At 71.6% G+C, this 15,919-nt stretch carries 14 protein-coding genes and 2 tRNA genes; 11 read left to right on the top strand and 5 right to left on the bottom strand.

What is annotated here, in order from left to right; all coding sequences use genetic code 11:
• Positions 1-22: 22 nt before the first annotated feature.
• The 8 genes from U5C87_RS19375 to U5C87_RS19340 all read left to right on the top strand — a co-directional run bounded on the left by U5C87_RS19375 (position 23) and on the right by U5C87_RS19340 (position 6,343).
• Positions 23-802, top strand: a complete 780-nt coding sequence (locus tag U5C87_RS19375; protein ID WP_330474093.1) for a fumarylacetoacetate hydrolase family protein — start codon at positions 23-25, stop codon at positions 800-802.
• A 23-nt stretch (positions 803-825) separates the two neighbouring features.
• Positions 826-1,005 (top strand): hypothetical protein, encoded by a 180-nt coding sequence (locus U5C87_RS19370; RefSeq protein ID WP_330474092.1) that lies wholly within the window; start codon positions 826-828, stop codon positions 1,003-1,005.
• A gap of 325 nt (positions 1,006-1,330) precedes the next feature.
• Complete coding sequence (gene gltX / locus U5C87_RS19365; protein ID WP_443082144.1) at positions 1,331-2,782, top strand: glutamate--tRNA ligase; 1,452 nt, start codon at positions 1,331-1,333, stop codon at positions 2,780-2,782.
• An 11-nt stretch (positions 2,783-2,793) separates the two neighbouring features.
• The gene (locus U5C87_RS19360; protein ID WP_330474090.1) at positions 2,794-3,438 is read left to right on the top strand and encodes a GNAT family N-acetyltransferase; all 645 of its coding nucleotides are present in this window, start codon (positions 2,794-2,796) and stop codon (positions 3,436-3,438) included.
• On the top strand, positions 3,435-4,187 hold the full coding sequence (locus U5C87_RS19355) for an HAD family hydrolase (RefSeq protein ID WP_330474089.1): 753 nt from the start codon (positions 3,435-3,437) through the stop codon (positions 4,185-4,187). Before U5C87_RS19360 ends, U5C87_RS19355 begins: the two co-directional genes overlap by 4 nt.
• Before the next feature lie 59 nt (positions 4,188-4,246).
• Positions 4,247-4,318, top strand: a tRNA-Gln gene (locus tag U5C87_RS19350).
• Between the two features lie 91 nt (positions 4,319-4,409).
• Positions 4,410-4,482: transfer RNA gene (locus U5C87_RS19345), tRNA-Glu, on the top strand.
• Between the two features lie 133 nt (positions 4,483-4,615).
• Positions 4,616-6,343 (top strand): alpha/beta hydrolase, encoded by a 1,728-nt coding sequence (locus U5C87_RS19340; RefSeq protein ID WP_330474088.1) that lies wholly within the window; start codon positions 4,616-4,618, stop codon positions 6,341-6,343.
• Here the strand turns inward: U5C87_RS19340 and U5C87_RS19335 are convergent.
• The 4 genes from U5C87_RS19335 to U5C87_RS19320 form a co-directional block, all read right to left on the bottom strand.
• Positions 6,328-8,517, bottom strand: a complete 2,190-nt coding sequence (locus tag U5C87_RS19335) for a bifunctional lysylphosphatidylglycerol flippase/synthetase MprF (RefSeq protein ID WP_330474087.1) — start codon at positions 8,515-8,517, stop codon at positions 6,328-6,330. The genes U5C87_RS19340 and U5C87_RS19335 overlap by 16 nt on opposite strands.
• Before the next feature lie 124 nt (positions 8,518-8,641).
• The gene (gene fgd, locus U5C87_RS19330) at positions 8,642-9,649 is read right to left on the bottom strand and encodes a glucose-6-phosphate dehydrogenase (coenzyme-F420) (protein ID WP_330474086.1); all 1,008 of its coding nucleotides are present in this window, start codon (positions 9,647-9,649) and stop codon (positions 8,642-8,644) included.
• Positions 9,650-9,755: 106 nt separating this feature from the next.
• Entirely contained in the window at positions 9,756-10,745 is a 990-nt protein-coding gene (locus U5C87_RS19325) for a L,D-transpeptidase family protein (RefSeq protein WP_330474085.1), read from the bottom strand.
• A gap of 197 nt (positions 10,746-10,942) precedes the next feature.
• Entirely contained in the window at positions 10,943-11,695 is a 753-nt protein-coding gene (locus U5C87_RS19320; protein ID WP_020142814.1) for an IclR family transcriptional regulator, read from the bottom strand.
• 153 nt (positions 11,696-11,848) lie between these two features.
• Between U5C87_RS19320 and leuC the strand changes: the two genes are divergently transcribed.
• The 3 genes from leuC to U5C87_RS19305 all read left to right on the top strand — a co-directional run bounded on the left by leuC (position 11,849) and on the right by U5C87_RS19305 (position 14,910).
• Positions 11,849-13,294, top strand: coding sequence for a 3-isopropylmalate dehydratase large subunit (leuC, locus tag U5C87_RS19315; RefSeq protein ID WP_330474084.1), 1,446 nt, complete (start codon positions 11,849-11,851; stop codon positions 13,292-13,294).
• A gap of 3 nt (positions 13,295-13,297) precedes the next feature.
• Positions 13,298-13,891 (top strand): 3-isopropylmalate dehydratase small subunit, encoded by a 594-nt coding sequence (gene leuD / locus U5C87_RS19310; RefSeq protein ID WP_330474083.1) that lies wholly within the window; start codon positions 13,298-13,300, stop codon positions 13,889-13,891.
• 284 nt (positions 13,892-14,175) lie between these two features.
• Entirely contained in the window at positions 14,176-14,910 is a 735-nt protein-coding gene (locus tag U5C87_RS19305; protein WP_330474082.1) for an HU family DNA-binding protein, read from the top strand.
• A 90-nt stretch (positions 14,911-15,000) separates the two neighbouring features.
• Here U5C87_RS19305 and cofC read toward each other — a convergent pair whose 3' ends face one another.
• Positions 15,001-15,870 (bottom strand): 2-phospho-L-lactate guanylyltransferase, encoded by an 870-nt coding sequence (cofC, locus tag U5C87_RS19300; protein ID WP_330474081.1) that lies wholly within the window; start codon positions 15,868-15,870, stop codon positions 15,001-15,003.
• Positions 15,871-15,919: the final 49 nt, after the last annotated feature.

Here is a 15,919-nt window from a genome sequence, read left to right as displayed (position 1 = left end):
TGACCCGTCGTAGGGTGGGCGCGTGCGCATCGCGAGGTACACGACCGGGGACGACCCGGCATACGGAATCGTCCAGGGCGACCCAGGCAGCGAGGTCATCACGCCGTTGGCGGGTGACCCGCTCTACATCGGCCTCCAGCCGAGCGGGCAGCCACCCGTCATGCTCGAGGACGCCCGCCTGCTGGCGCCGGTCATCCCGCGCTCAAAGGTCGTCGCCATCGGCAAGAACTACGCCGACCACGCCAAGGAGATGGGCGGCGAGGCACCGGCCGAGCCGATGATGTTCTTCAAGCCCAACACCGCCGTCGTGGGGCCGTTCGACCCCGTGGTCCTGCCGTCCGGCAGCGACGAGATCTCCTACGAGGGCGAGCTCGCCGTCGTCATCAAGACGATCACCAAAGGCGTCAAGGCCGAGAACGCCGCCGAGTGCATCTACGGCTACACCATCGCCAACGACGTGACCGCGCGAGACTGGCAGCGCAGCGACGGGCAGTGGGCCCGCGCCAAGGGCTTCGACACGAGCTGCCCGCTCGGCCCGTGGGTCGAGACCGAGCTCGACCCGGCCGACCTCTCGATCCGCACGACGCTCGACGGCGAGCTCAAGCAGGACGGCACGACCGCCGACATGATCCACGGCATCGCCTCGATCATCGAGTACGCGTCGGCCGCCTTCACGTTGCTGCCCGGCGACGTCATCCTCACCGGCACGCCCGCCGGCGTCGGGCTCGTCGAAGCCGGCCAGCAGGTCACCGTCGAGATCGCCGGCATCGGCTCGCTGACCAACACATTCGTGCGTCGCTGAGTCCGTCTCGTAGGGTTTATGTCATGGAAAAGGACGACATGAACCCCCAGACGCCGGCCGGGTCCGGCGAGACGGCCGCCGACAGCGGCTACGTCGGTCGCCACGCGCGCCCGGGCAAGCCGGACCAGGGACCCGACGAGGACGCCACGTACGACGCGCGGCACGACGACATCGACGGCCCTCCCGGAGCCGTGCAGGCCTGAGCGCCTGCACCCCAGCGTTCCCACGACGCCGCCCGACCCGCACGGTCGGGCGGCGTCTCCACGTCCGGAGGGCCGCGACGTGCCCACTAGGCTGGGTCGCACCATGAGCGACAACAGCAACAGCACCGGTATGCCGTCTTCCCCCGTCAGCGACGCCGCTTCCGCAGCGCTCGACCCGGGCTCCGCCCAGCAGGCCGAGCAGGGCCAGCAGGTCGAGGTTCGCACCGAGGCGACCCAGCGCGTCTCGACCTCCGACGGCTCCGGCCCGGTGCGCACCCGCGTCGCGCCCTCGCCGACCGGCGACCCGCACGTCGGCACCGCCTACATGTCGCTGTTCAACCTCGCCTTCACCCGGCAGCAGGGCGGCCAGTTCGTCCTGCGCGTCGAGGACACCGACCGGGCGCGCTTCCGCGAGGACTCCGAGGCGCAGCTCTACGACACCCTCGCCTGGCTCGGGCTGCACTGGGACGAGGGCCCCGACCTCGGTGGGCCCTTCGCGCCGTACCGCCAGTCCGAGCGCCTCGACACCTACCGCCCCTACGTCGACAAGCTCCTCGAGGACGGCCACGCCTACTACTGCTGGTGCTCGACCGAGCGCCTCGCGCAGATGCGTGAGGTCCAGCAGAAGACGAAGCAGCCCACCGGCTACGACCGCCTCTGCGTCGGCAAGACGCGCGAGGAACGCGCCGCGCTGCCCGGCTTCAGCGAGACCCCCGTCGTGCGCATGCTCGTGCCCGACGACGTGCCCCTCGTCTTCGATGACGTCATCCGCGGCAAGGTCTCGGCACCCCGTCCCGACGACCAGGTCATCCTCAAGGCCGACGGCTTCCCGACCTACCACCTGGCCGTCGTCGTCGACGACCACCTCATGGGCATCACCCACGTCGTGCGCGGCGAGGAGTGGATCAGCTCCACGCCGAAGCACATCCTGCTCTACCGCTGGCTCGGTCTCGAGGCGCCGAAGTTCGCGCACATGCCGCTGCTGCGCAACACCGACAAGTCCAAGATCTCCAAGCGCAAGAACCCCGCCGCGCGGCTGACGTGGTTCCGCGAGCAGGGCTACCTGCCCGAGGCGCTCGTGAACTTCCTTGCGTTGCTTGCCTATCCGCCGCAGCAGGACGCCGAGGGCGCCGACGTCGAGGTCTTCACCTTCGAGGACTTCAGCCGCACCTTCGACTGGGCCAAGGTCAACCCGATCGGCCCGATCTTCGACCTCAAGAAGCTCGACTGGCTCAACGGTGTCTACATCCGCTCGCTCGACGTGGGCGAGTTCGCGAGCCGGCTGCTGCCCTACCTCATCGCCGAGGACGTCCTCGGCGAGACGCAGTCCCTGGGTGAGCTGGCCCGGCTCAAGGCGGTCGCCGAGCTCATCCAGACGCGCATGGCCCACCTGACCGAGGCGCCGGCGCTCGTGCGCCCGTTCTTCGTCGGCGACGACCAGCTCGTCATCGACGAGGACGCCCGCGCCCAGCTCAAGGACGACGCCCCGGCGGTCCTCGACGCGGCCCTGAAGGTCCTCGGCGACATCGACGACCACGGCGCCGGCGTCCTCGGCACCGGGAGCCCCTGGAACGCCGCTGGCATCGAGGAGGCGCTGCGTGCCGCGATCGTCGACGGACTCGGCATCAAGCCGCGCTTCGCCTTCGGCCCGCTGCGCACCGCCGTCTCGGGCGCGCGCATCTCGCCGCCGCTCTTCGAGTCCATGGAGATCCTCGGCAAGACCTCGACCCTGAGCCGTCTCCGGTCGCTCCGAGACTCGCTTCAAGACTCGCTCTGAGGCAGGTGGGCGTGGAGGACTGGTCCTGGCCGCTGCACGGCATCCGCCTGCGCACGACCGACCTCGACCTTCGGGTCATGACCGAGGCCGACCTCCCGGGCCTCTGCGCCCTCCTGCCGGACGACCTCTCGATGAACCCGCACGCGACGACGTATGCCGGTCTCGACGACCGCGCGAACCGTCGGGCCGTGCTCGTGCAGGGCTACTGGCGCGCCCTCGGGTTGTGGTCGCCCGACGACTGGGCGCTGCCCTTCGTCGTGCGATCCGGTGGGGACGTCGTCGGGGCCCAGTGGCTCGAGGGCCCGGACTGGCGCGCCGACCACGCGGTCGACTCGTCGTCGTGGCTCGTTCCCGCGGCGCGCGGGAGGGGGCTCGGCAAGCAGATGCGGGCAGCCGTGCTCGCCCTCGCCTTCGGGCCGCTGCGGGCCGAGGCGGCGATCAGCTCCGCCGTCGTCGACAACGCCTCGTCCCTGGGTGTCTCACGTGCCCTCGGCTATCGCGACACGCACCGCTCGGTGCTGGAGCACTCGGGGGAGGCGCTGCAGCACGTGCGGTTGACGCGGGCCGCCTGGCTCGCGTCGGACCACGCCCGGGGGATAGGGATCGAGGGTGTCACGCCCGCGCTGCCCCTCTTCGGGATCGTGGACCCGACGTGAGCGCCCGGTCCGTCACGAGCGCCCTCGACGGCGCCCAGGCGCTGCTCCTCGACGTCGACGACACGATCGTCGACACGCGGGAGGCGATGGTCGTCGCGGGCACGCAGGCGGCGGCCGCGATCTGGCCGCACCGGCCCGACGAGCACCGGGCCATGGCGCAGCGCTACTACGACGACCCCGAACGCTGGTTCCCGCGGTACGCGTCGGGTGACGTGGCGTTCGAGGTGATGCGGGCCGGGCGGCTGGCCGAGGTCGCCGCCGCGTTCGGGCTCGCGGTCCCCGACGGGGCGCACCGCTCCTACGAGGAGGCCTACGCACCCGCCTTCCGGCGCGCCCAGCGGCTCTTCCCCGACGTGCCCGACCTGCTCGTGGCGGCCGAGGGCGCGAGCCTTCCCGTCGCCCTGCTCACGAACTCGGCCCAGGCGCCGACCGAGGTCAAGCTCGAGGCCCTCGACCTCGCCGGACGGTTCGACGTCGTCGTGACGACCGACACCCTCGGCTTCGGCAAGCCCGACCCCCGCGTCTACCTCGAGGCGTGTCGGCTCGTGGGCGTCGAGCCCGGGCGGGTCGTGTGCATCGGCGACAACCTCGAGTGGGACGTCCTCGGCGCCGAGGCAGTCGGTCTGCGTGCCGTCTGGCTCGACCGCGAGGGCCGCGGGACCTCCGAACCGGTCGCCTCCGTGCGGGCCTTGGACGAGCTGACAGCGGTGCTCGACCGCCGATTTGGGGGTTCGGTGGTCGACCGGTAACATTTCCACTCGGTTCACCACCGCAGAAGGCCGCAAGGCACGCTCGGAGTGAAACCCCTTGGGGTATGGTGTAATTGGCAACACTACGGTTTCTGGTTCCGTCATTCTAGGTTCGAGTCCTGGTACCCCAGCTCTGGTTCACGGCAACGTGGACCGATTCGGAGAAATCCAGCCTTCACGGTAAGGTTTCTTCTCGTGCCGAGTCCGCTCGGCACCGCTCACGGCCCCGTTGTGTAGCGGCCTAGCACGCCGCCCTCTCAAGGCGGTAGCGCGGGTTCGAATCCCGTCGGGGCTACGTGATTCTCGGAGGAGCAGCAGAAGACCCCGGTCCACACGGACCGGGGTCTTCTTGCATGTCAGGGGTGCCGTGTGGGACTCGCCATATGCTGACGCTCGTCATTGGCCACGCCGAGCAAGGAGCAGCCGCCATGACCGCACCGACCACCGTCGCCCCTCCGGCGGTCCAGGCCCGGCACCGCCCCTGGCGGCCGACCCTCGGCGCTCCCCGCCGCGTCCTCGACACGACCTTCTCCGGCGTGGGACTCACCGTCGCGGCCTGGTTCTTCGCGCTGTCCCTGCTGCCGTCGCTGCTCCCACGTGCCGCCATGGTGCAGGGGATCGTCTCCGGCGTCACCGTGATGATCGGCTACGGCATCGGAGCCGGCACCCAGGCCCTCTGGCGCTACCTCGGGATCCCGAGCGTGCCCGGCCGCACGCGCCGGGTCCTCGTCGCGGTCTTCGTCGGACTGGGCCTGTGGGCCGCCGTCTTCACCGGCTGGCGCCAGGTCGGCTGGCAGAACGAGATCCGCACGCTCTACGGCATGGAGCCGGTCTCGCCGACGGTGTGGCCCGTCATCATCGGCCTCACCGCGGCTCTGGCGGTGCTCATCCTCGTCGTCGCGCGCAGCCTGCGCCTGCTCTTCCGCACCGTCTTCGGGTGGCTCGGGCGACGCCTGCCGCGCCGGGTCGCGGTCGTCGTCGGGTCGGCCGTGCTGCTGGCGCTCATCTGGTCGCTGCTCACGGGCGTCCTCGTCAACGGCTTCTTCGCCGTCGCCAACAACATCTTCGCGCCGCGCGACACCCTCATCGCCGAGGACATGCGACGCCCCACGGAGCCCGAGCGCTCGGGTAGCCCGCAGTCCCTGTCGAGCTGGGAGCTGCTCGGCCGCCAGGGCCGCTACTTCGTCGGTGGTGGCCCGACCGTGAGCGACCTCGACGCCGCCAACGGTGGCGGGGCCAAGGAGCCGATCCGGGTCTATGCCGGTCTCCGCTCGGCCGACAGCGTGCAGGGCCGTGCCGACCTCGTGCTCGCCGAACTGCGCCGCACCGGGGCCTTCGACCGCAAGGTCCTCGTCATCGCCACGACGACCGGCACCGGCTTCCTCGACCAGAACGGAACCGACCCGCTCGAGTACCTGTGGAACGGCGACACGGCCATCGCCGGCGTGCAGTACTCCTACCTGCCGTCGTGGATCTCGCTGCTCGCCGACCAGGACGCCGTGCGCGAGACCTCGCGCGTCGTCTTCGACACGGTGCACGAGTACTGGTCGACGCTGCCCGCGTCGAGCCGTCCGAAGCTCTACCTCTACGGGCTCTCGCTCGGCTCCCTCGGCGTCGAGAGCATCCTCAGCTCGATCAACGTCATCAACGAGCCCATCGACGGCGCCCTCATGTCGGGGCCGCCGTTCGTCAACGAGATGCACTCGCGCCTGACGGCGCAGCGCCAACCCGACAGCCCGGCATACCTCCCCGTCTACGAGGAGGGGCGCACGGTCCGCTTCACGGCCGAGCAGAACGGGCTCGGCCGGGGGGCCCCGGACTGGGGGCCGACGCGCCTCGTCTACCTCCAGCACGCGAGCGACCCCATCGTCTTCTTCTCGCCGAGCATGGCCTTCACCTCGCCCGAGTGGCTCAAGGACGGAGAGCGGGGCCCGGACGTCTCGGCCCGGATGGGCTGGTTCCCGCTCGTGACGATGTGGCAGGTCCTGCTCGACCTGCCCGGCGCGGGCAGCATCCCGATGGGCTACGGCCACCTCTACTCCGCCACGTCCAACCTCGAGTCCTGGGTCGCCGTGACCAACCCGCCCGGCTGGACGCCCGAGAAGACGGCCATCCTCGCCTCGCTGCTGGAGAAGCGCCCCTACAAGAACACGTGATCGTCGTCCCTGCGGGACTGGAGCCCGGCTCGGGCCAGGTCGCGCAGGGAGGCGCCGGGCAGGTAGGCCGCCGTCAGCGCCAGTCCGATCCGGGGGAGCGCGGCCTCGTCGGGGAAGACGAGGTGCACGGGCTCGTGCCGCGGCCGGAACTTCTGCTTGAAGCTCTCGAGCGAGCGGAAGCCGTAGAGCGGCTCCATGGCCTCGCCGAGCTGGTCGAGCAGCCGCTCCAGTGCGGCTCGCTCGGCCGTGCCGTCGCCGGAGTGGGCGAGGGGCGCACCCGACAGGGAGACGAACGACGCACCCTGCTCGCGGAACGACAGGCAGGCGCTCGCGATGAGGAACTCCGTCACGGGGCGGAAGCCGTCCGGCAGGCGGCGCATGACGTCGAGGGTCCAGCCGCGGACCTCGCCGCCGGGTGAGTGGACGGGCAGCCACGACGTCACGCCGTGCACCGTCGTGTCGGCGTCGACCGCCAGCCCGACGACCGTGTCGGGGTCGAGCGCCTCGTCGACCCCACCGAGGGTGAAGCCCATCTCGGGCAGGCCCTTGTCGGAGACCCACAGCTCGGAGATGGCCCGCACCTGCGAGAGAAGACCCCTCGGCATGTCGGCGAGCCGACCCTCCCGGTAGGTGATCCCGTCCTTGGCGGCGCGGTTGAGGGCGGTGCGCACGCTCTGCCATGACTTGCCCTTGAACTCGAGGTCGGGCAGGTCGATGATCGCCTCCTCCGCGACGAGCACGTCACGCCGGCCGTGCGCCCGCCCCCAGTCGGCGACCTCTTGCGTCACGGAGAAGAAGCACACCTTCAGGCCGTGGGTCTCCTGGTCGTCGACGAACGCCTGGAGCACGGCGGCGCGCGTCTGCGGGTCGGCCGCGACCGGGTCGCCGAGCGCGATCGCGGTGCCACGGTGCACCTGGAAGGCGACGTAGCCGAGCGGTGTGCCGTCGGGGCCGCGGTGGATGAACCAGTGGTTGTCGGGCCAGGTGCCCATCCACGACATGGTGGACCCGCCGTGGGTCTTGAGCAGGCCGATGGCGGTGTCCCGGTCGCTCGAGCCGGTCGCGAGCTCGGCGCGCCGGCGACGGCCCGAGCGGGCTTGGAAGGCGGCCCGGCCGGCGACCAGAACGACGAGCTGCAGGACCCACAGGACGCCGTCCACGACGAGCTGCGGCACCGACGACACGACGTCGCCCTGCGCGTCGAGCTGGTCGGGGGCGAGCAGCTCCGCCACGAGGGCGGTGAGCCCGACGAGCACCGAGAGCGAGGCCAGGGCTCCGGCCACCTGCCACGTGCGCCGCGACCCGCGCCCGAGGCCCCAGGCGAGGGCCACCGAGATCGCGGCCCCCACGAGGACGGTCATGGCGTCGGAGTCGGACGTCGAGGCGCCGAGGGGTCCGTCGGACGGGGTGAAGTAGAGCAGGATGCGCACGACCGCCGACACGACGAACAGCGTCGAGGCGATGATGCGCCACTCGTGGCGGCTGAAGGTCGGCAGCTCGAGCCGCGGCCTGCGACCGAGGAGCACCGGGCCCAGGGCGAGGCCGACGAGGATCGCCAGCAGGTGCTCGACGTCCCAGAGCAGCCCGACGTAGAGCAGCGCCAGCGTGGCGTAGAGGCTCAGCACGAGTCGCAGCCGTCCACGCCACGGCGGAGCGAGCGTCGCGCTGGCAGCCGCGACGGCGGCCAGCGCGCCCGCGCTGAACCCGACGTCGAGCACGGCTGCGGTGCGGTCGGCCCACGCCCAGCTGGTCTGCGACAGCACGAGCAGCACGAGCGCGGCGCCGAGGACGCCGACGAGGTGCCCGTTCACAGAGGCCAGGGCCGCGCGGCGGGTGCCCAGCCGCAGCTCGGACCAGCCGAGCATCAGCAGGGCGCCGCCGGCGACCGGGAGGTACTGGGCGGGCACGAGGGCGAAGAATGCCCCGCTGACGGGCGTCCACCATCGACCCGCCTGCAGCGCGGGCAGTCCGTAGGCCACGGTGTCGAGCAGCTCGCGGTCGCGCAGCGGTGACCACAGCGACCGGGTCACGATGCCCAGGACGAGCATGGTCGCGACGACCGCCAGCGTGAACGGCACGCGCCGGGCCAGCCGCGTCAGCCGGGCCCACGTCGTCCCGCGTGTCGTCCCGCCTGTCGTCCCGCCCGTCGGCGCCTCGGTCGGATCTGCCGTCATCCCTGCCACCCCCAGGGCGCGGGGTCCACCGCACCCTCTGCAGGATGCTAGTGGCCGCGCGCCCGCAGTGGGCGTGGTTGCGCCAGACGTGGTTACGCCGGACGAGGTGGCGCCCGTCGGGGTCTCAGCCCAGCTCGCGCAGCCCCGGCAGCACGTCGGCGGAGAACTGCTCGAGGAACCGGCCCTGGTCGTGGCCCGGCGCGTGGAAGACGAGGTGGTTGAAGCCCCAGTCGACGTACTGGCGCACCGCCTCGACCGCCTCGGCCGGGTCGCTCGTCACGATCCACCGCTTGGCGATCTCCTCGTCGGGGAGCTCGTCGGCGAGGCGCTCCATCTCGATGGGGTCGTGCACGCCGTGCTTCTGCTCGGCGGTGAGCGACAACGGCGCCCAGAAGCGCACGTTGTGCAGGGCCTGCGCGGGGTCCCGGTCGTAGGAGAGCTTGATCTCGATCATCCGGTCGAGGTCGTCCCTGGTGCGCCCCGCCTTGGCCAGCCCCTCGTCCACGGCGGGGAGCAGCTTGTCCTCGTAGAGCTCACGGCCCTTGCCGGACGTGCAGATGAACCCGTCACCCGACCGGCCGGCATACCTCGCGACGAGGGGCCCGCCCGCGGCGACGTAGACGGGCACGGGCTCGTCGGGACGGTCGTAGACCGACGCGCCGTGGGTGCGGTAGTACTCGCCCTCGAACTCGACGCGGTCCTCGGTCCAGAGGCGCCGCATCAGGGTGACCGCCTCGCGCATCCGGGCGAAGCGCTCCTTGAACTCCGGCCAGGGCGACCCTGCCGCGCCGACGGCGACCTCGTTGAGGGCCTCACCCGTGCCGATGCCGAGCACGACCCGTCCCGGGTGCAGCGCGCCGAGCGTGGCGAACGCCTGGGCCACCACCGCGGGGTTGTAGCGGAACGTCGGCGTCATGACCGACGTGCCGAGCACGACCCGCTCGGTGCGCTCGCCGGCGGCGGCCAGCCAGCTCATCGCGAAGGGGGCGTGCCCGCCCTCGTGGCGCCAGGGCTGGAAGTGGTCGGAGATGAAGACCGAGTCGAGCCCGACCTCCTCGGCCTGCACGGCATACGTGACGAGGTCGCGGGGACCGAACTGCTCCGCGGACGCCTTCCAACCAACCTTGAGCACAGTGCCTCCTGGGGTGACCTGGGTTTCAGGTCAGCCTACGGCCGTGCTGTGACGCGCCTGCCGGCGCCCGATCCGGTATGCCGTCCGGCCGCGTGGCCGTGGTCGCTCACCAGTGCACGACGACCTTGTCGCCGATGCGGACCTCGTCGTAGAGCTGGATCAGGAGCGGCTTGTTGCGCACGTTGACGCAGCCGTGCGAGGCGCCGGCGTAGCCGAGCCTGGCGAAGTTCGACGAGTAGTGCACGGCCTGGCCGCCCGAGAAGAACATCGAGTAGGGCATGGGCGTGTGGTAGAGGTTCGAGATGACGTCGACCTTCTTCTTGTAGACGGAGAAGACGCCCTCTCGGGTGGGCAGCTCGTCGCTGCCGAAGCGCACGTCGAAGCCGTACTGCGGCACGCCGTCGACGACCCAGGTCAGGCGCCGCGTCGACTTGCTGATGCACATGACGCGCCCGGTGAGGCAGCGCGGGTCGACGTCCCATGAGACCGCACCCGGCTTGGGCTCGGCCGGCTTGGGCTTGACGTTGGCGAGCTCGTCGGCCGTCGGCCGGTGCGTCATCGCGACGAGCTTGTCCCACGTGCGCTCGTCGAGGACGCCGGTGGCCGCGAAGCCGCGCTTGGCCTGGAAACCGCTGACCGCGCTCGTCGTCCTGGAGCCGTAGCGGTCGCTGACGTCGCCCTCGAACCAGTTGAGCTGGCGCAGCCGGGCCTGCAGCGAGCGCACCTTGGGACCGGTGTCGCCGGGGCGCAGCACGATCACGGGCGCCGGCACCGGCTTCGGCGCGGGCTTGGCGGTGGTCGGGGGAGCGGTCGGGGTCTTCGTCGGGGTGGCGGGGGCGGGCGTGGTCGCGCTCGGGGTCGCCGGCGGCGTGGAGGTCGGGGCGGCACTGGTCCCGCTCGTCGTGGCCGACGGTGTGCCTGTGGTGGACGCGGCGCTGCTCGTGCCGACACCCGTGCCGACACCCGTGCCGGCCGTGCCGGCGCCCTGGTCGGGAGTGCACGCCGTCGTGGCGACGAGTGTCGCGATGGCGCCTGCCAGGACGAGGGCGTGGCGCATCCCGCGTGCACTGCGGACCGGTGAGCTGGCTGCCTGCATCGTGACCCCTTGTGTGGAACGCGTCGGAGACGCGCGACGTGCAGTGCGTCGTTGCACTGCACTGAGAGTGACGCGGTCACCCCGGGATTGGTTGTCCGAGCAGCGGCGGTGATACGGATCGTGACCGATCCGTTGTGCAGCGGCCGTTCGGGAAGGGGTTCCAGCCGGGGCGGCGAAGGGGCTTCGAGAGGGACGGATCAGGCGTTGTGCTGTTGCTGTTGCTGCTGCTGCATCGCGTGGTGGCGGCGCAGCACCTCCGTCAGCTTGTTGGCCCCCGCGACGACCGTGGCGGCGTGCAGGCGGCCGGGCTGGCGCGACAGCCGCTCGATCGGCCCCGAGATCGACACGGCGGCGACGACTCGACCGGACGGCCCGCGCACCGGGGCGGACACCGACGCGACGCCGGCCTCGCGCTCGGCGACGCTCTGCGCCCAGCCGCGACGACGGACACCGGACAGGGCCGTCGCCGTGAACGCCGCACCCTGCAGGCCGCGGTGGAGCCGGTCGGGCTCCTCCCACGCCAGCAGGACCTGGGCGGCCGAGCCGGCGAGCATCGACAGCGTCGCGCCGACGGGGATCGAGTCGCGCAGGCCGACGGGGCGCTCGGCCGCGGCGACGCAGATGCGCTGGTCGCCCTGGCGGCGGAAGAGCTGCGCGCTCTCGTTGGTGTGGTCGCGCAGCGCCCCGAGCACCGGGCCGGCAGCTGCGAGCAGGCGGTCCTCGCCGGCGGCGGAGGCGAGCTCGCCGAGGCGGGGGCCGAGCACGAAGCGGCCCTGCATGTCGCGCGAGACGAGGCGGTGGTGCTCGAGCGCGACCGCCAGACGGTGGGCGGTCGGTCGCGCGAGTCCGGTGGCGCCGACGAGCTGGGCGAGGGTGGCCGGTCCGGCCTCGAGGGCGCCCAGCACGGTCGCGGCCTTGTCGAGAACGCCGACCCCTGAAGAGTTGTCCATGCACTGATACTGACGTCTCAGGCACTGAGACGTCAATCCACCGCACCCATAAAAGGTTCAGTCTTTCCGAAGAGCGATGTCGCGACCCGGTCCTCGATAGCGCGCGCCGCTCGGGCATCGGAACGTCGTCGCGGAGGGAAGTCAGAGGGAGTCATGGCAGGGACACTGGCCGAGAAGGTCTGGGACGCACACGTCGTTCGTCGCGCCGAGGGGGAGCCCGATCTCCTCTACATCGACCTCCACCTCCTCCACGAGGTGACGAGCCCGCAGGCCTTCGACGGCCTTCGCCTGGCCGGTCGGCCCGTGCGCCGCCCCGACCTCACGCTCGCGACCGAGGACCACAACGTCCCCACGACGCCCGGTCCGATCACCGACCCCGTGTCGAAGGTCCAGGTCGAGACACTCCGCCGCAACTGCGAGGAGTTCGGCGTCCGTCTCTATCCCATGGGCGACGCCGACCAGGGCATCGTGCACGTCGTCGGCCCGCAGCTCGGCCTGACCCAGCCGGGCATGACCGTCGTCTGCGGCGACAGCCACACCTCGACCCACGGCGCCTTCGGTGCCCTCGCCTTCGGCATCGGTACGTCCGAGGTCGAGCACGTGCTCGCCACCCAGACCCTGCCGCTCCGCCCCTTCCGCACCCTCGCCGTCAACGTGCGCGGCACGCTGCCCGAGGGCGTCACGGCCAAGGACGTCGTCCTGGCCGTCATCGCCAAGATCGGCACGGGCGGTGGCCAGGGCTACGTCATCGAGTACCGCGGCGAGGCCATCGAGGCCCTGTCCATGGAAGCCCGGATGACCGTCTGCAACATGTCGATCGAGGCCGGCGCCCGCGCCGGGATGATCGCCCCCGACCAGACGACCTTCGACTACCTCCAGGGCCGCCCGCACGCGCCGACCGGCGCCGACTGGGATGCCGCCGTCGCCGAGTGGACCGCGCTGCGCTCCGACGACGACGCCGTCTTCGACGCTGAGGTCGACCTCGACGCGGCCGACCTCAGCCCGTTCGTCACGTGGGGCACCAATCCCGGCCAGGGTCTGCCGCTCTCGGCCTCCGTGCCCGACCCGGAGGAGTTCGCCGACGAGAGCGACCGCCTCGCCGCCGCGAACGCCCTGGCCTACATGGGCCTCGAGCCCGGCACCCCGCTGCGCGACATCAAGGTCGACACGGTCTTCGTCGGCTCCTGCACCAACGGCCGCATCGAGGACCTCCGCGCGGCCGCCGCTGTCGTCCAGGGACACCGCGTCGCCGACGGCGTGCGCATGCTCGTCGTGCCCGGCTCGGCCAAGGTGCGCCTGCAGGCCGAGTCCGAGGGGCTCGACAAGGTGTTCACCGCTGCCGGTGCCGAGTGGCGCCTGCCCGGATGCTCGATGTGCCTCGGCATGAACCCCGACACCCTCGCCCCGGGCGAGCGCAGCGCGTCGACCTCCAACCGCAACTTCGAGGGCCGTCAGGGCAAGGGTGGCCGCACCCACCTCGTCAGCCCGCTCGTCGCGGCGGCGACCGCGGTGCGCGGCACCCTGTCGAGCCCCAACGACCTCGACGACCAGGCCCGCACGCCGGGCGAGCTGGCGTCTGCGACGACCGGAGAGGCCTGAGCCATGGAGAAGTTCGAGACCCACACCGGCGTCGGCGTCCCGCTGCGCCGCAGCAACGTCGACACCGACCAGATCATCCCCGCCGAGTACCTCAAGCGCGTCACGCGCACCGGCTTCGAGGACGGCCTGTTCGCCGCCTGGCGCAAGGACGAGTCGTTCGTCCTCAACAACCCGGTGTATGCCGAGGGCTCGGTCCTCGTCGCCGGCCCGGACTTCGGCACGGGGTCGAGTCGCGAGCACGCCGTGTGGGCGCTGATGAACTGGGGCTTCCGGGTCGTCATCAGCTCGCGCTTCGCGGACATCTTCCGTGGCAACAGCGGCAAGCAGGGGCTGCTGACGGCGATCGTGGCCCAGGACGACGTCGAGCTGATCTGGAAGTACCTCGAGAACAACCCCGGTGCCCAGATCGCGGTCGACCTCGTCGCCAGGACGGTCCACGCCGGGGAGATCGTGGCCCCCTTCGAGATCGACGACTACACCCGCTGGCGGCTGCTCGAGGGCCTCGACGACATCGGACTCACCCTCCGACACGAGGATCTCGTCGCAGATTTCGAGTCCCACCGCCCCAGCCACAAGCCGGTGACCAGCCCGGCCTGACTCGGGGTCGGAGTCGCCTCTCCGACATGACCCTTCAGAACGGATCCCCTTGCAACGCAAGGGGATCCGTTCCGCTGTCCTGGCGATGCGGCCGCCGGGCCTCCCGCTCTGCTTCCCTCCAGATCGGTCCGAAAGCCGTCAAACTCCTTGCGACACAACGAAAAACCCACCAATCGGTGATGGACGTGTCCTCCAAGGCGGCCTAACGTCAGGAGGTAGCCGGACCGGTTCCGGACTCACATCGTCGGGTCACCTGACCTCGACAGTCCTCTGGAGGGGAAGACGTGAACAAGGCAGAACTGATCGACGCGCTCGAGGCCAAGCTCGGCAGCAAGAAGGTCGCATCCGATGCGCTCGAGGCGTTCCTCGACGTCGTCATCCGCGAGGTCGCCAAGGGTGGCAAGGTCGGCATCACCGGCTTCGGCACCTTCGAGCGGGCCGACCGGGCCGCGCGCACCGGCCGCAACCCCAAGACCGGGGCCACGGTGAAGATCAAGAAGACCCGCGTCCCGAAGTTCCGCTCGGGCACGAACTTCAAGGAGGTCGTGTCGGGCGCCAAGAAGCTCTCCAAGACCGAGTCGGCCGCCTCGCGCGCCTCCGCCGGGTCCTCGGTCGTCGCCGCGCCGGCCAAGAAGACGACGGCGAAGCGCACTGCCACCAAGGCCGCTGCCAAGAAGACGACGACCAGGGCCGCCGCGACCAAGGCTGCTCCGGCCAAGCGCGCGACCGCGACCAAGGCTGCCACCAAGACCGCCACCAAGGCCGCTCCGGCGACCAAGGCCGCCCCCGCCAAGGCCGCGGCCAAGCGGACGACGGCGACCACGAAGGCCGCTGCCACCAAGGCTGCTCCGGCCAAGCGCGCGACCGCGACGAAGGCCGCCGCCAAGACCGCCACCAAGGCCGCTCCGGCCAAGGCTGCCGCGAAGAAGACGACGGCCAAGGCCGCCACCGCCAGGACGACTGCGGCGAAGAAGACCACGACACGCAAGGCCGCCACGAAGAAGACCGCCTCCAGGTGACCACTGACGACGGCCCGACACCGGGCCGTCGTCAGTGCCAGGTCCGTGCGACGTGGGTCCGGCCGGTCATCGGCCGGGCCCACGCGTGCGTCAGCGGATCGGCTGTCCCGGACCGACCCCGACGATGTGCATCGCGACGACGAGGTCGTCGACGACCTCGACCGTGAGCCGTTGGCCGATGCGCAGCAGCCGCAGGCCGCTCGACTCGAACGCCGGCGCCTCGAAGGCCAGTTCGACCCCGTCGTCGCGGAGCACGCTCCCGGTGTGGGTCTCGGGGTCGAAGCGGTGCACGGTGGCCTGCATGCTCCTGATCCAACCAGATGCGCGGTGCTGCAGGACCGCTCGCGTCGCGGGCCCCAGCCCGAGGTGGCGGGCCTGCGACAGGCTCCGGGCGTCGTCCACGTCGGTGCGCAGGCGGGGGAGCGGCAGCTCGAGGCGCACTGCGCCGTCGGCCGCGTGGCGAGCCGCGCTGGCACCCCCGAAGCGGGGCATGAAGCCGACACCGCAGCGCAGCACCGTGCCGGTGCCGTCGGCGTCGGGCACGAACGAGTCGCCGTGCTGCTGCGCCGCCTCGAGGGCCGATCGCAGCGACGCGCCGTCGAGGGCCGGGAGGTCGCCGAGCAGCGCCGCCACGGACGCACCCGGCCCGGCTGCACGCATACCTGCTCGGACCGCGTCGTTGAGTCCGGTGCCCGGGTCGGGCACGACGCGTACGCCGCGGGCCGCCCAGGAGCCGGACAGCCCGTCGTCGCTCGTGACGACGACGAGGCGTTCGGGGCCGACGGCCTGCAGCGCTGCGGAGAGCGTGTCGGTGGCGATCGCGGCACTGAGGTCGGCGCGGTCCGAGCCGACGGCGCGCGCGAGGCGCGACTTGCCGTGCCTCGTCTCCTTGACGGGGACCACGACGTGCCAGTCGGTGGACCCGGCGGTGACGGGGTGCGCGTGGGAGGAGGTCGTCATGCTGGCGCTATCGTCCCACTCGCCGCCCCGCTGCTCGACACCGCGCCGC

Source organism: Terrabacter sp. C0L_2 (assembly GCF_036352015.1).
GTDB lineage: Bacteria > Actinomycetota > Actinomycetes > Actinomycetales > Dermatophilaceae > Terrabacter > Terrabacter tumescens.
The sequence above is the reverse complement of the archived record's forward strand: the minus strand, read 5'-3'. Positions and strand labels throughout refer to the sequence as shown.

What these genes read in the sequence shown, in the direction of transcription:
- U5C87_RS19370 (WP_330474092.1), top strand. Translation starts at nt 826, where the DNA reads ATGGAAAAGGACGACATGAACCCCCAGACGCCGGCCGGGTCCGGCGAG.
- gltX (WP_443082144.1), top strand. Translation starts at nt 1,331, where the DNA reads ATGTCGCTGTTCAACCTCGCCTTCACCCGGCAGCAGGGCGGCCAGTTC.
- U5C87_RS19340 (WP_330474088.1), top strand. Translation starts at nt 4,616, where the DNA reads ATGACCGCACCGACCACCGTCGCCCCTCCGGCGGTCCAGGCCCGGCAC.
- U5C87_RS19335 (WP_330474087.1), bottom strand. Translation starts at nt 8,517, where the DNA reads ATGACGGCAGATCCGACCGAGGCGCCGACGGGCGGGACGACAGGCGGG.
- U5C87_RS19325 (WP_330474085.1), bottom strand. Translation starts at nt 10,745, where the DNA reads ATGCAGGCAGCCAGCTCACCGGTCCGCAGTGCACGCGGGATGCGCCAC.
- U5C87_RS19320 (WP_020142814.1), bottom strand. Translation starts at nt 11,695, where the DNA reads ATGGACAACTCTTCAGGGGTCGGCGTTCTCGACAAGGCCGCGACCGTG.
- leuC (WP_330474084.1), top strand. Translation starts at nt 11,849, where the DNA reads ATGGCAGGGACACTGGCCGAGAAGGTCTGGGACGCACACGTCGTTCGT.
- leuD (WP_330474083.1), top strand. Translation starts at nt 13,298, where the DNA reads ATGGAGAAGTTCGAGACCCACACCGGCGTCGGCGTCCCGCTGCGCCGC.
- cofC (WP_330474081.1), bottom strand. Translation starts at nt 15,870, where the DNA reads ATGACGACCTCCTCCCACGCGCACCCCGTCACCGCCGGGTCCACCGAC.